The sequence below is a fragment of the Bradyrhizobium lablabi genome (genome assembly GCF_001440475.1).
Classification (GTDB): domain Bacteria; phylum Pseudomonadota; class Alphaproteobacteria; order Rhizobiales; family Xanthobacteraceae; genus Bradyrhizobium; species Bradyrhizobium lablabi.
Genome location: NZ_LLYB01000053.1, coordinates 164,209 through 176,298, shown reverse-complemented (window position 1 = coordinate 176,298; position 12,090 = coordinate 164,209). Strand labels below are relative to the sequence as shown.

General features: G+C 62.4%; 16 protein-coding genes and 2 pseudogenes. 10 read left to right on the top strand and 8 right to left on the bottom strand.

The window, feature by feature from the left end:
• From CQ14_RS45225 to CQ14_RS09690, 3 genes and pseudogenes are all read left to right on the top strand, one after another.
• A pseudogene (locus tag CQ14_RS45225) lies at positions 1 to 218 on the top strand (peptide ABC transporter ATP-binding protein); the annotation flags it as partial.
• Positions 219 to 312: 94 nt separating this feature from the next.
• Positions 313 to 704: pseudogene (locus tag CQ14_RS45985) on the top strand (ABC transporter substrate-binding protein); the annotation flags it as partial.
• Between the two features lies 1 nt (position 705).
• Positions 706 to 1,746 (top strand): ABC transporter substrate-binding protein (locus tag CQ14_RS09690; protein WP_245320274.1); only part of this gene is annotated, 1,041 nt, incomplete at its 5' end.
• A gap of 101 nt (positions 1,747 to 1,847) precedes the next feature.
• Here the strand turns inward: CQ14_RS09690 and CQ14_RS42085 are convergent.
• Positions 1,848 to 2,108, bottom strand: a complete 261-nt coding sequence (locus CQ14_RS42085; RefSeq protein ID WP_245320273.1) for a hypothetical protein — start codon at positions 2,106 to 2,108, stop codon at positions 1,848 to 1,850.
• A gap of 131 nt (positions 2,109 to 2,239) precedes the next feature.
• Between CQ14_RS42085 and CQ14_RS09685 the strand changes: the two genes are divergently transcribed.
• The 4 genes from CQ14_RS09685 to CQ14_RS09675 all read left to right on the top strand — a co-directional run bounded on the left by CQ14_RS09685 (position 2,240) and on the right by CQ14_RS09675 (position 4,416).
• Positions 2,240 to 2,563, top strand: coding sequence for a hypothetical protein (locus CQ14_RS09685; protein WP_057857667.1), 324 nt, complete (start codon positions 2,240 to 2,242; stop codon positions 2,561 to 2,563).
• Positions 2,564 to 2,840: 277 nt separating this feature from the next.
• Positions 2,841 to 2,921, top strand: coding sequence for a pyrroloquinoline quinone precursor peptide PqqA (gene pqqA, locus CQ14_RS42080; RefSeq protein ID WP_035728097.1), 81 nt, complete (start codon positions 2,841 to 2,843; stop codon positions 2,919 to 2,921).
• A gap of 276 nt (positions 2,922 to 3,197) precedes the next feature.
• A complete protein-coding gene (locus CQ14_RS09680; protein WP_430650159.1) occupies positions 3,198 to 4,064 on the top strand; it encodes a DUF6662 family protein in 867 nt (288 codons plus the stop codon).
• Positions 4,065 to 4,179: 115 nt separating this feature from the next.
• Positions 4,180 to 4,416, top strand: coding sequence for a hypothetical protein (locus CQ14_RS09675; protein WP_057857665.1), 237 nt, complete (start codon positions 4,180 to 4,182; stop codon positions 4,414 to 4,416).
• An 18-nt stretch (positions 4,417 to 4,434) separates the two neighbouring features.
• On the opposite strand, the gene CQ14_RS09670 is transcribed toward CQ14_RS09675, so the two are convergent.
• The 5 genes from CQ14_RS09670 to CQ14_RS09650 are packed head-to-tail and all read right to left on the bottom strand — an operon-like array spanning position 4,435 to position 8,093.
• A complete protein-coding gene (locus CQ14_RS09670; RefSeq protein WP_057857685.1) occupies positions 4,435 to 4,785 on the bottom strand; it encodes a hypothetical protein in 351 nt (116 codons plus the stop codon).
• 34 nt (positions 4,786 to 4,819) lie between these two features.
• On the bottom strand, positions 4,820 to 5,614 hold the full coding sequence (locus CQ14_RS09665) for a pentapeptide repeat-containing protein (protein ID WP_057857664.1): 795 nt from the start codon (positions 5,612 to 5,614) through the stop codon (positions 4,820 to 4,822).
• A gap of 47 nt (positions 5,615 to 5,661) precedes the next feature.
• On the bottom strand, positions 5,662 to 6,390 hold the full coding sequence (locus tag CQ14_RS09660; protein ID WP_057857663.1) for an ABC transporter ATP-binding protein: 729 nt from the start codon (positions 6,388 to 6,390) through the stop codon (positions 5,662 to 5,664).
• Complete coding sequence (locus tag CQ14_RS09655; protein ID WP_057857662.1) at positions 6,380 to 7,117, bottom strand: ABC transporter permease; 738 nt, start codon at positions 7,115 to 7,117, stop codon at positions 6,380 to 6,382. Before CQ14_RS09655 ends, CQ14_RS09660 begins: the two co-directional genes overlap by 11 nt.
• A 1-nt stretch (position 7,118) precedes the next feature.
• Positions 7,119 to 8,093 (bottom strand): ABC transporter substrate-binding protein, encoded by a 975-nt coding sequence (locus CQ14_RS09650; RefSeq protein WP_057857661.1) that lies wholly within the window; start codon positions 8,091 to 8,093, stop codon positions 7,119 to 7,121.
• A gap of 86 nt (positions 8,094 to 8,179) precedes the next feature.
• Here CQ14_RS09650 and CQ14_RS09645 point away from each other — a divergent pair, with 86 nt between their 5' ends.
• Positions 8,180 to 8,539: a hypothetical protein gene (locus CQ14_RS09645; RefSeq protein ID WP_057857660.1), complete on the top strand. Its 360-nt coding sequence runs from the start codon at positions 8,180 to 8,182 to the stop codon at positions 8,537 to 8,539.
• A 23-nt stretch (positions 8,540 to 8,562) separates the two neighbouring features.
• On the opposite strand, the gene CQ14_RS09640 is transcribed toward CQ14_RS09645, so the two are convergent.
• Positions 8,563 to 9,381, bottom strand: a complete 819-nt coding sequence (locus CQ14_RS09640; RefSeq protein WP_057857684.1) for a quinoprotein dehydrogenase-associated SoxYZ-like carrier — start codon at positions 9,379 to 9,381, stop codon at positions 8,563 to 8,565.
• 56 nt (positions 9,382 to 9,437) lie between these two features.
• Positions 9,438 to 10,361 (bottom strand): quinoprotein relay system zinc metallohydrolase 2, encoded by a 924-nt coding sequence (locus CQ14_RS09635; RefSeq protein WP_057857659.1) that lies wholly within the window; start codon positions 10,359 to 10,361, stop codon positions 9,438 to 9,440.
• 233 nt (positions 10,362 to 10,594) lie between these two features.
• Between CQ14_RS09635 and CQ14_RS09630 the strand changes: the two genes are divergently transcribed.
• Positions 10,595 to 11,479, top strand: a complete 885-nt coding sequence (locus CQ14_RS09630) for a substrate-binding domain-containing protein (protein WP_057857683.1) — start codon at positions 10,595 to 10,597, stop codon at positions 11,477 to 11,479.
• A complete protein-coding gene (locus CQ14_RS09625) occupies positions 11,476 to 12,051 on the top strand; it encodes a PQQ-dependent catabolism-associated CXXCW motif protein (RefSeq protein WP_057857658.1) in 576 nt (191 codons plus the stop codon). The genes CQ14_RS09630 and CQ14_RS09625 overlap by 4 nt, the downstream gene beginning before the upstream one ends.
• The last annotated feature ends 39 nt before the right edge of the window (positions 12,052 to 12,090 follow it).

Below are 12,090 nucleotides of genomic sequence, written 5' to 3'. Positions count from 1 at the left end.
GCGCCGGTGGGGTGCGCCGCCGCCGCGGGGCGCAACCGATCGCGTCCCAGTCGGCCGGCGCGACAGGATGCGCCTATGCGTCGCGCTGTCCGCTGGCCGACCAGCATTGCCGGGACACCGCGCCGGCGCTACGCACGGTTGGCGCAGCGCACCTTGCCGCATGCCACCACGCGGAGGCTGTGATGGCGCTGCCGCCGGTGGCGGCGGAAGGGGGTTAGCCTTTTGTTCGCGACTGCACTAGGTTGTCCGAGACAGGTCCGGGGGAGCAAAATATGCTGAAAAAACTGACCATTTTAGCGGTGGCCGCTGCANCTGCCAAGCCTGGCGCAGAGCAAAAAGGACAGCGTCGTCATGGCGATGACGCTGGAGCCGCCGGGGCTCGATCCCACCAACGCCGCGGCTGCGGCGATCGCCGAGGTCACGCTCTATAACCTCTATGAGACGCTGACCAAGATCAATGAGGACGGTTCGGTATCGCCGCTGCTCGCCGAGAGCTGGCAGGCGTCGGCCGACCTGAAGACTTATACGTTCAAACTCCGCAAGGGCGTCAAATTCCACAATGGCGAGCCGTTCGATTCCGCGGCGGTGAAATTCTCCTACGACCGCAATGCGGCGCCGACCTCTACCAACAAGGACAAGAGCCTGTACCAGGCTTTTGAATCGGTCACCGCGCCCGATGCGGAAACGATCGTCGTCGTTGTGAANCCAACCCTGCCGTTCCTGCTGGGGCAGGCGGGCGGCTCGATCGTCGAGCCGAAGAGCGCGCCGACCAATGCGACGCAGCCGGTCGGCACCGGACCCTATACGCTCGGCTCCTGGGCCAAGGGATCGTCGATCACGCTGAACAAATGGCCGGATTATCGTAACGCCGCCGCGATCAAGCTTTCCAAGGTCACCATCCGCTTCATCCCCGATCCCGCCGCGCAGGTCGCCGCGCTGCTATCCGGGGACGTCGACGCGATTCCACGCGCCCCGGTTCAGCGCAGCGTGGCGCAGTTCAAGGCCGATCCGCGCTTCAACGTGCTGATCGGCGGCTCCAGGGCCAAGACCATCGTCGGCATCAACGAACGAAAGAAGCCGCTCGACGATGTGCGGGTTCGCCGCGCCATCCTCGCCGCGATCGATCGCAAGGCGATGATCGACGGCGCCGTCGACGGCTTCGGCACGCCGATCGGCAGCTTCTATACGCCGGGATCGCTGGGTTATGTCGACACTACCGGCATCAATCCCTATGACCCCGAAAAGGCCAAGAAGTTGCTTGCGGAAGCCGGCGTCAAGACGCCGCTCGAACTCAGCCTCAAGCTGCCACCGCCGCCTTACGCGCGGCAGGGCGGCGAAGTCCTCGCGGCCCAGCTCGCCAAGGTCGGCATCATCGCCAAGATCGAGAACGTCGAATGGGCGCAGTGGCTGTCGCAGGTGTTTGCCGGTAACGGTCCGCACAATTTCGATCTTACCATCGTCTCGCATGTCGAGCCGTTCGACCTCGTGAAGATTACCGAGTCCGATTACTATCTCGGCTACAACAACGAAGCCTTCAACGCGCTCTACAAGCAGATCACGGCGACGCCGGCCGAGGCCGAACGCGCCAAGCTGCTCGGCGACGCGCAGCGCATGCTGGCGACCGACGCTGTCGCCGGCTTCCTGTTCCAGCCGCAATGGATCACCGTTGTGAACAAGAAGCTGAAGGGCGTGTGGAAGGAAGTCCCGCAGTTCGAGAACGACTTCTCCGCCTGGTCCTGGGATTAGCCGCGGTAGCCAGACTGCTTGTCTATCGCACGGCGTCGGCCGCGCGATAGACACAAAAGCCGCGATCCGACGGGCGGGTCGGGGCTCACCGTCGTTGCTGATCACCCCGACGGAGAGTGCAGGCAATCGCGTGGCCGTGGCTTGCTGCCGCGCTTGTCGGCCGGCACGTTGCAATTGTCGATCCGTTGCTCGTCCATCCACTTCCTGCCCATGCGCTCTTTTCCGGTCAGCGATCCATTAGCGGGCTGATCCGGGCCGGCCTTTGGTGTGGTTTGGTCAGGTTGCCTGTCCTGAGCAGCGGCCGCCGATGCCAGGCACACCGTGAAAAGCAAACTCATTAGCCCTCGGTGAATCGGTTCCATTGATTGTTCCTCACCAGATCCATGGCTCGGATTAAACATGCCGATATTCACATCGCCACCCGGAACCTGCGGACAATGGGTCGGTTGCCCCTCGTCACGTCGTGTACGCTTCACGACAAGAGGAGAGACAGATGAAAATGAAACAACTCATTCTTGCTGGTTGCTCTGTCCTGATCCTGAGCACCGGCGCAGCAATCGCAGGCCCCTGTGACACCAGCCGCGCCGCCAATCTGAAAGACGCGGGATCCGGACCTGCCAAGACAGGCGACAGCCAGACAACGGGTATGGCCGCCAACACCGGTCAACACCCGCCGACCGGTACGATGAATAAATCGGCCGGAGACGTTGCTGCATCATCGCAGGATACGCAGCGCCAGATGCAGGGCGAGCCGACAGCAGCTCAGCAGGCCGAAGGCGCCAAGGCGGACAAGAAAGCCGCAGACAAGGATTGCTAGCTAAGGCGCGGAGCCGACGCAGGGACGGACGTCGCAGCCTCGATAGTTTCTTCGCCCGGCGGCAGATAGCGAACGAGCCACAGTGATCGACGCGCTGCGTCGATCCGCCGCTTCGGCTTGTCCAAGAGCGAAGTGGGCTTGTCCAAGAGCGAAATGTGCGGCGTCCGGCGGGTGCGGATTCATCAACGTTCGATGTTCCGAGCTTGCGCTACGTTCGAGGGCAACCTAGTTTCGATGACGGCACGAGGTCGTGCCAGCACTGCTTGGGAGGACCCTGATGAGTTGGAAGACTCCGAAGATTGTGGAAGTGTCGGTGGGCATGGAAATCAACATGTACGCCTGCGCGGCGCGTAAATAAAAGCGCGTCGAAACGGTCTGCCCGGCTCCGGCGACGCCTGTTGTTGTGGGCCGGGCAAGCTGTACGATTTTTCGTTGTCTGCAGAGGGCGCAAATCCCACCAAATTGGACAGGAATTCCTCGGGCGGCCGTTGATGTTGAAGACTCTCGGCCGGATTGCAACGTTGTTTCGCCCACATTCCAGATGTTCCGATGGCTCGCCGACGATCCCTGCGTCATGCTAGGGTCGGCCAACGATGGATTCTGGCCCCTTCACCCGATGACCTGCTGAATGCGAATGTCTATGCGCGCAAAGACCTTCCAGGCGGCGGTCGTGTCTCTTGCTATGCTGCTGCCGGCCGGTGCCGATGCCGAGGGCTTCGATACCGAGCATATATTCGGCTTCATGATTGGCACCGATGTCGGCAGTGTCGGCGAGCGGGAATTTCAAACCGAGACGACCGGTCGTTTCGGCAGGAGCGGCGGCACCTATCGGGCGCTCGGCCAGGAGTTTGAGCTGGAGTTCGTACCGGTCAAGAATTTTCGAGTCGAGGTCGGCAGCACGTTTGCATCGCATCTGATCAGCGGCGTGCCGGGTCTTGACGACCAGCGCGGGCTATCTTGGCAGGGCGCGTCGGTCGATTTTCGCTACCGTTTTCTCGATCGGGAGACGGCGCCGTTCGGGCTCACCTTCGCGACAGAAATGCACGCGCATCGGGTCGATGAAACGACGGCCGAACCAGTGCGGAGTTTCGGGACTGAATTCAGGCTGGCGTTCGATCGGGAGCTGGTGCCGGATCGCGTCATTGCGGCGTTCAATCTGTTCTACGAACCGGAGTGGACGCGCGTGGTCGGCAGCAGCGCCATCGAGCGTGACTCCACCGCAGGCGCAGCGCTTGGGGTGCTGGCGCAGGTGCGGCCCGGTTTTCTGCTGGGCGGCGAGGCGCGGTACTTGCGAAAGTATGAGGGGATCGGCCTGGAGGAGCTTGCCGGGCAGGCGCTGTACGTTGGTCCGACAGCGTATTTTCAATTGTCGAAGCGCTCGCGGCTGACGGCGAGCTGGAGCATCCAGGCGTGGGGACGCCCGGCGGGGTCGACGGCCAGCCTTGATCTCGTCAATTTCGACCGCCACCAGGCGCGGCTGGTGTTCGGCGTTAACTTTTAGGGTGGGGAGGTGCGCCGGTTCGGTTCCGGTTTTTCACGGTGGTGTGAAACCTTGCTTCGCCCATTGCCGTATCTGTTTGCGTTATGATCCGGGAACTATTCAAGGGATCTCAGGCATGACTCCGATAGATTTGATCGTGACGGTTTGTGCGGTGCTCTCGCCGGCCACCTGCGAGGAAACGCATCTGGTCTTTTCTTCGAGCGTTTCGTTGCGGCAATGCGCCATGGCGGCGCAGCCCTACATCGCGCAATGGGTGAGCGAGCATCCAAAATGGACAGCGGTCAAATGGCGCTGCGAATATCCCGGCACTAACCGCAAGGCCTCCGGCGAAGCCGAGGGATCCGTTGGCTGATATCGCCTGCAGCGGCTGCTATTTGTTGCAATCCTTGAGATCCTTGTCCGCGACTGAAAACACGGCTTCAGCCTTGATTTCGATGTCGCGAACGAAGCAGTGCTTCGCGCCGCGATAGCCGACCTTGGCGTCATAGCGCCCGGGCTCCACGCCCGTGATGCGCAGGCGCTCGTCGTGGTCGACTTCCTTGTCCTTGTCGTTCAGGGTCTGGTTCGGTCCCCAGTCGTTCTTGCCGGCGGGTGAAAGTTGAAACTCCGAAATGGTCGCGGTCGTCAGATTCCACAATCGGATGCCTTTTCCCTTTCCCTGCGCGGCCGCTTCATTGGCGCCCGCTGACAACAGCGCCACCAGAGCCAGTATCCATCGCATCGGCAATCCTTTCATCGTGGAACGGGTGGAGCTGTCATTGTCTTGTCAGACGATCGCGATTCTTGGCCTTGTCGAAATTTCTTGCCTGGTCGAGGCCGATGGGGGCGATCAACCGGGCTGAAGCGAGATCGGCACCATCGAAATCGGTATCGATGACGGTGACACCGGTCAAGTCGGCGCCTCCAAGCTGGGCTCCTTTGAGAGACGCGCCCGTGAGGTTGCCGTCCTTCAGCACGGCAAACTCGAGATCAACCCGCGACAGGTCGGCGTCGCGCGCGTTCACTCGTTCAAGATTGGCGGATTTCAGCACTGCGCGCATCAGCCCCATGGACTGGTTGCGCATGTCGGCGCCCAGATTTGCCTCCGCGATCGAGGCACCGACGAGGCTTGCGCCGGTGAGATCAGCAGCGACGCGCGCGCCCGAAAGATCGGCGCCGTCGAGGCGGGCGCGCGCCATCTGCGAAGCGAACAGATTTGCGCCCCTCAGGCTTGCCCCGGTCAGGTCGGCGTCGAGCAGCCATGCCTGGTCGAGGATGGCACGGTCGAGTTGGACGCCGGCGAGCTTCGTCTTGTTGAGCTTGGCGGCGCGGAAAATGGCGCCGGACAGGTTGAGCCCCGACAGATCGAGGCCGGATAATCGCTTTCCCGTGAAGTCCGCAGGCGCAGCGGCGGTCGCTGCAGCAAGAGCGGCCTCGACCTCGGCGCGGGTCAATTCGGCCGAGACCATGTCGGGCGAGGACAGGTCGACATGACGCATCATATCCTGCGCCGTTGCCGTCATAGCCACAAGAGCAAGACCGAGCGCTGCAATTCCAATCGAGCGCTTCATATCAAACCTCGCTGATGCCGCATGTTAGCACCGGCCTCAGACACTGCCTATGAGGCATCCCGCTTGGCGGGATCGCCATTGATGCGCCGCATGATGTCCAACTTGATGGCGGCGATTTCGGCGTCTCCCCGAGCGCTGCGCGGCGTGCGAATAGGCAACTCGGCGAGAACCCGAGCCGGGCGCGGCGACAGCAGGAATAGCCGGTCGCCGAGGCGAACCGCATCGTCGACGTCATGGGTGACCAACAGCGCTATCATGGAACGGCCGCCCATCAGCATGGCAATCTCATCGCGCAGACGGGCGGCGAGGGCGACATCGAGCGAGGCCAGCGGTTCATCGAGAATGAGGAATTCGGGCTCGATCGCGAAGGCACGAGCGAGCGCAACGCGCCGGGCGAGGCCGAGCGATAGCTCGCCGGGAAAATGGTTGCGATGCGCCTTCAGTTCCAGAATTTCGAAGAGTGCTAAAAGCTTCGCTTCATCGGCCAAAGGCGCGACCAGTCGCACATTTTCTTCGACCGACCGCCACGGCAGCAGCCGTGGCTCCTGGAACACGAAGCCGATCCGCGCGCCGGCCGGACGCGAGACGCGGCCTTGAAAGTCGGGGTCCAGGCCGGCGAGAATCCGCAGTATCGTGCTCTTGCCGCAACCGGATGGACCGACCAATACGCCGACTTCTCCTGCAGCAAGTGCAAAGGCCACGCCGCTGATGACGTCGTGCTGTTCGCCCGCAGCGTTCCTGAACGTCTTGCTCGTGATATCGACTTCAAGCCGCACGGGGACGCCACCGGGTTAACCGGGCCTCAAACGGCTGCACCAACAAGGTTTCAATGAGCAGCACGATCGCCGCGAAACTCAGCGAGTAGGCAAGCAATAGCGGAATGTCGAATAGCTGGAACGCCACGCCAATCTCGAAACCAACGCCGTTCGGGCGGCCGAGTAACTCCGCAACCAGAACGATCTTCCAGACCAGGGACAATCCAGATCGGGCGGCAGCTGCGATATAGGGCGACAGTTGCGGCAAGATGACGTGCCGGAACTTGCTCCAGCGCGGCAACGCAAACACCGTCGCCATCTCGTCAAGTGAAGCGTCCAGGGCACGTGCCCCCTCACGCAGCGTAACGACAGCGGTCGGAAGCTTGTTGATGGCGATGGCCGCAATGGCGGCGACTTCGGTCAGCCCGGCCCAGATGTACGCGAGCACGATGACCACGAGCGCCGGCAGATTGAGCAGCAGGATCAGCCAGGGGTCGCCGAGCCGGTCGGCTAGCCGTACCCGGCCCATCAGGTAGCCGATGGCAGCGCCCAGCGCCATCGCCAGCGTAAAGGCGAGCGTCACGCGCGCCAATGTCGCGCCGAGATGAAAGAACAGGTCACCCGACCTTGCTTCCGCCATCATGGCCGTGAGCACGGCGGGGGGAGGCGGCAGCTTTGCATCACCGGCAAATAGCGCGGCAGTCCACCAGATTGCGAAGAACATGGCGAATGACAGCAGCCGCGGCACCTCAATCTCCCGGGATCGCATGATAGAACGTTCCGGCATCCAGTTCAGACGCCGGTCCGACAAGCTCGTGACCGCCGATTCCGGCCAGCACGCGATAGAGAATGCGCGCGTCGGCTTCTTCATCGGCGATCGTGCGGCGCGGAATTCCCTCCCGATAGCGATCGCGATAGGCGCGCAACGTTGCGGCGTCCGGAGCGCCGGTCAGCGGCGAAATTTTCTCCCACTCCGCGTCCGAGGTCGACAGGATCTCTTTCGCCGCGCGGGTCATGGCGATGAATCGGGCGATCTTGTCCTGGTTTGCGTTGGCCCATTTTTCGTCGAAGACGTAGCCGATCATCGCGGTGCGGCCTTTGGCGCCCAGTTTCGGCAGCAGATCCTCAATGCCGGCAACGCGGCGAAAGCCCTTTGCTTCCAGCGCGGCGCAGAAATTCCAGTAGTTCAAGGTCGCATCCATTTCGCCGCTCAGCGTCTTCGCAGCCAGCAGCGGTGGCGCGCCGTAGGCGATTGTCGCATCCGATTTCAGGTCGATACCGCTCTGCTTCAACCATGCCAGCAACAGCAGCCAGTTCTTGTCGATCGGGCCGCCCGCGATGGCGAGCTTGCGGCCCTTGAGATCGGCCAAGGTCTGGATCGGCGAAGCGGCAGGGACCATCACGGCGCCGAGCGCGCTCGAATAGGGATAGAATGTCAGTTTGGCGCCAAGGCTGCGCTCGCGCGACACCCAGAGCCAGTCGGTGACCACGACGTCGGCATTCCCGGCGCGAAGCGCAATCTTGCCGGCCTCGGGGGTCGCCAGTTCAACCACCTTGACCGAAAGGTTGGCTTGCTTGTCCAGGCCGTGCGCGCGGATTACCGCAAGTTCCCAGGCGAGTGTTCCGGTCTTCTGCACTGCAATGCGTAAGGCCTCGGCGTTGCAGCAGGTGCCGAGCGAGACCAGAACAACCGTGGCAAACAGCAGGCGAACAAAATGTGTCATGGTACCTTGCGCGATTTCCCCGAACGTCGGCTTTTCAGCGAACCAGTCATAGCATAGCTTGCGCGGTTAGCAGCGGGAGGAAGACGATGACGCCTGTCGGATCGCTACGACGTATTGTCGCCGCGCTGGTGGCGCTGACGACGATGGTCGTGATTGCGCACGCCCAGGATATCAACGATTACCCGACGTCAGCGCGCGTCGAGTATGTCTTTGGCTGCCTGAAGGCGAATGGCGAGACGCGGCAGGCGATCGAGCAATGCTCCTGTTCAGTCGATGTGGTCGCTTCGCTTGTGCCCTATGAGCGCTATGTCACGGCCGAAACCGTGCTCAGCATGTCGCAGGTCCGGGGAAATCTGGGCGGGCAGTTCCGCACCTCGGAGCAGGCCGCAACCGCGCTCAACGAATTGAGACGGGCCCAGGCCGAAGCTGAGGTACGCTGCTTCTGAGCGTCATAGGCGCGCGGCCAGCGTTAGATCCCGGAATCGTCGACCTTCCATTCGCGCTGGTAGACGTGTCCCTCGGTATCCTTTGCCTCGGCGCGGAAGCGTTTCGCGCCATTCGAGACGTAAGTGAACCTGATATTGGGATCTTCCGAAATCGAGATACCGCCTTCCATCGTCAAGACCAGGCTGTCGTCCTGCCAAAGCCGCAGTTCGTTGACGAAGAAAGCCGGGACATAGAGGTGCGTGACCTGGTCCATCTGCAGGCCGGAATTGTTAGGATGCCCGATCATGATCTGGGCCTCACGGACGCCACTGGCCGGACCTTCGCCGGCCTTCGCGAACTGCCGGTAGCGCATCTGGCCGAGCCTCGCCTTGGCCTCGTCGGCATTCTTGGCAGCCGGCGCGGAGCAGCCGCCGGACGCCTTCACATAGGTCTTGGCCATGTAGAGCTTGCCGTCGCTGAGTTCGGCCACCGCATGGACATCGGTGTAATTGTTGACGCGGACGCGGGTGGAGATCTCCGACACCTTGGCGTCGGGACCGATCTGGAATTTCGCCGCCATCGGCGCAGGGTTCTGGTCGATGACCAGCGTAATGCTCACCACCTGACGGCTGTCATCAGGCGAAAGCTTCGTTCGCAAGGTGACGGGGACAATGGCCGCATCCTCAGCGCGAACAGGCATCTCGATGCCGATCACGTCGCTGCCGTCGCTCATCGGACGGTTGTTGAAGATATCCTGGACCAGGCCGGGCCAGGCGTCATTGGTCTCGGCCGCAAGCGCCAGCGGCGCGCCGAACAGCAGCAAGCCAGCGACAGCGAACAGGCGACAGAGATATCCAGGCATGGTCACCACCTTCACGCGAATGGAAGCAGCGGGCGCAATATAGGGCACTGCGCCGGCTATTCCCATTCAATTTCCGAAAATGCCGCGGTTGCGTTGCGGGCGTTGAAGTCATCATACAGCTCCCACCGGGACCGCTCGGAGCCCGCTGCAGTAGCGGCCGCTGCGATCGGCTCGCCGCGGGCGACCAGTCGGCGCACGTCCGAGGCCAGGGTTTCAAGATAGCGGCGCTCGTCGGCGAGGGCGGCTGGCCATTCGCTCACGGGGCCGTGACCGGGAACCACGCGCTGCGCGGGTAGCGCGGCGAGTTCACCGATGACGCCGAGCCAGCCGCGGATGCTGCCGTCCAGCACGGGCGTATGGGTGAGAAATACGAGGTCACCCGCGAACAGGGTCCCGGTCTTTTCATCGAGCACGGTAAGATCGCAATCGCTATGCGCGGCAGGCCAGGCCCGCAAGGCGAGGCTTCGCCCGCCGAGATCGAGATTGAGCGTGCCGCTGACGAGCCGCGTCGGCGGTACGATGCGTATTTCGTCGATCAGTTGATCGCCCATCGTGCGGCGAAAGGCGTCGAGATAGAATTGTCCGCGCGCGGCCAGCGCACGCGGCAGGTTGGCGTGGCCGAGAAAGCTCGTTCCGTCCTGCACGAAGGCGCCGTTACCGAAAAAATGATCGGGATGGCCGTGGGTATTGATGACGTAACGGACCGGCTTGTTGGTCCGGGCTCTGATCGCTGCCAGCAATTGCTGTCCTTCGCGGAGGCTGCCACCCGTATCGATCACCGCAACCGCATCCTCGCCAATGACGAAGCCGACATTGGCGATCGCGCCGTTGTTCTCGCGCGTCATCTGTGCCGTCTGGCCGGTGTGCACGAATACGCCATCCGCAATGGAGTCGACCGGCAATTCCCGTTGCTGCGCGAGCGAGGATGACGCCGGCGCAAGCATCACGAGCGCGGCAAGGATCAATGCGGGGCGAGCCATATTTCGGCCTCCGTCCACCACGAAGCACGATCGGCGAGTGCAGTTTCATCGCGGCAATGTTTGCGTCGCAGCACAGGCATCGAGTCCGTCACCAACATTATTCCTGTTGCAGCCCCCAATTGACAAGCATAGCATTTTGCTCGTCTGTGGCTTCAACGGAACTTGTTCGTCGAAGTTGCCGATAGTTTTTTGGAATTGGCAACCATGGCGGACCGCAAGTGCAGCAGCTTTCGATGACATATGCCGGACAAAAGCGCTGGCTGGCGATTTCCATGGTGGCGATCTTCGCGGTACTGCTAGGGCCGGACGTCGCGCGCGCACAGATCAAGGAGAGCGGCGATCTGTCGATCGAACTGGTCGATCCCAAGGTGCTTCGGGTGTGCGCCGATCCGCGCAACCTGCCGTTCTCCAACGACAAGGGCGAGGGGTTCGAGAACAAGCTCGCGGAATTGTTCGCCGAGAAGCTGAACAAGAAGCTGGACTACATGTACTTTCCGCAGGCGACCGGCTTCGTCCGCATGACCCTTGGTGCGCATCGATGCGACGTCATCATGGGCTTCCCGCAGGGCGATGATCTGGTTCAGGGCACCAATCCCTATTATCGCACCGCTTATGCGCTGGTCGCCAAGCAAGGCAGCGGCCTCGAAGACGTTGCGACGCTGGAAGACGAGCGCCTGAAAGGCAAGCATATCGGCATCGTCGCCGGCACGCCGCCCGGCACCAACATGGCCGTCAACGGCCTGATGGCGAATGCCAAGCCCTATCAGCTGATGGTTGATACCCGCCTGGACTCGTCGGCCGAGGCCATGATCAATGACCTGATGTCCGGCCAGATCGATGCCGCCATTTTGTGGGGACCGCACGCAGGCTTCTATGCCAAGAAGGCAAACCCGCCGCTCCATGTCACGCCGCTCGTGAAGGAAACGACCGGCCCGCGATTGACGTTTCGTATCGGCATGGGCGTGCGCGGGGCAGACCAGAACTGGAAGCGGCTGCTCAACCGCCTGATCCAGGAAAACCAGCCCGCCATCAACAAGATACTGCTCGACTACGGCGTTCCCCTGCTCGACGAGAATGACCGGCCGATCGGCGCGGAGACGGCAACGAAAGCGCAATGAGGGCAGCGCTCGCAGGCCTGATCCTCGCGGCGTTCCCGTTCATCGTCTCGCCCCTCGCGCAGGAAAGACCTCCCGAACCCGGCGACTACCGCATGCAGGATTACCGTGCGCCGGTTCCTGCAACGCTTGCCGGCGCGCGGGTTCTGACGACCGCGGAGGCGGAGTCGATCTGGCGGGCGAAGACGGGCGTGTTCATCGACGTCATGCCTCGCGCGCCGAAACCGGCAAATCTTCCCGAAGGCACGATCTGGCGTGACAAGCCGCGGCTCAATATTCCCGGCAGCGTGTGGCTACCGGACACCGGTTACGGAAAGCTCGCGGCCGTGACGGAAGACTATCTGCGGCGCGGGCTCGTTCGCGCCACAGCCGGCAACACGGCCGCGCTGGTCGTGGTGTATTGCCAAGCCGATTGCTGGATGTCCTGGAACGCGGCGAAGCGAATCCTGTCGTATGGCTATTCGAACGTGGCCTGGTACCCGGAAGGAACCGACAGTTGGGAACGCGCCGGCTTGCCGCTGGTGGAATCGCAGCCGGAGCCACGGACAGGTGAGGAGACCGCATCGCCGCGTTAGAGCATGATCCGGAAAAGAGTGTAGCGGTTTTGCGAGAAG

What these genes read in the sequence shown, in the direction of transcription:
- pqqA (WP_035728097.1), top strand. Translation starts at nt 2,841, where the DNA reads ATGAGTTGGAAGACTCCGAAGATTGTGGAAGTGTCGGTGGGCATGGAA.
- CQ14_RS09650 (WP_057857661.1), bottom strand. Translation starts at nt 8,093, where the DNA reads ATGACACATTTTGTTCGCCTGCTGTTTGCCACGGTTGTTCTGGTCTCG.
- CQ14_RS09675 (WP_057857665.1), top strand. Translation starts at nt 4,180, where the DNA reads ATGACTCCGATAGATTTGATCGTGACGGTTTGTGCGGTGCTCTCGCCG.
- CQ14_RS09680 (WP_430650159.1), top strand. Translation starts at nt 3,198, where the DNA reads ATGTCTATGCGCGCAAAGACCTTCCAGGCGGCGGTCGTGTCTCTTGCT.
- CQ14_RS09670 (WP_057857685.1), bottom strand. Translation starts at nt 4,785, where the DNA reads ATGCGATGGATACTGGCTCTGGTGGCGCTGTTGTCAGCGGGCGCCAAT.
- CQ14_RS09640 (WP_057857684.1), bottom strand. Translation starts at nt 9,381, where the DNA reads ATGCCTGGATATCTCTGTCGCCTGTTCGCTGTCGCTGGCTTGCTGCTG.
- CQ14_RS09685 (WP_057857667.1), top strand. Translation starts at nt 2,240, where the DNA reads ATGAAAATGAAACAACTCATTCTTGCTGGTTGCTCTGTCCTGATCCTG.
- CQ14_RS09635 (WP_057857659.1), bottom strand. Translation starts at nt 10,361, where the DNA reads ATGGCTCGCCCCGCATTGATCCTTGCCGCGCTCGTGATGCTTGCGCCG.
- CQ14_RS42085 (WP_245320273.1), bottom strand. Translation starts at nt 2,108, where the DNA reads ATGGAACCGATTCACCGAGGGCTAATGAGTTTGCTTTTCACGGTGTGC.
- CQ14_RS09645 (WP_057857660.1), top strand. Translation starts at nt 8,180, where the DNA reads ATGACGCCTGTCGGATCGCTACGACGTATTGTCGCCGCGCTGGTGGCG.
- CQ14_RS09630 (WP_057857683.1), top strand. Translation starts at nt 10,595, where the DNA reads ATGACATATGCCGGACAAAAGCGCTGGCTGGCGATTTCCATGGTGGCG.
- CQ14_RS09625 (WP_057857658.1), top strand. Translation starts at nt 11,476, where the DNA reads ATGAGGGCAGCGCTCGCAGGCCTGATCCTCGCGGCGTTCCCGTTCATC.
- CQ14_RS09665 (WP_057857664.1), bottom strand. Translation starts at nt 5,614, where the DNA reads ATGAAGCGCTCGATTGGAATTGCAGCGCTCGGTCTTGCTCTTGTGGCT.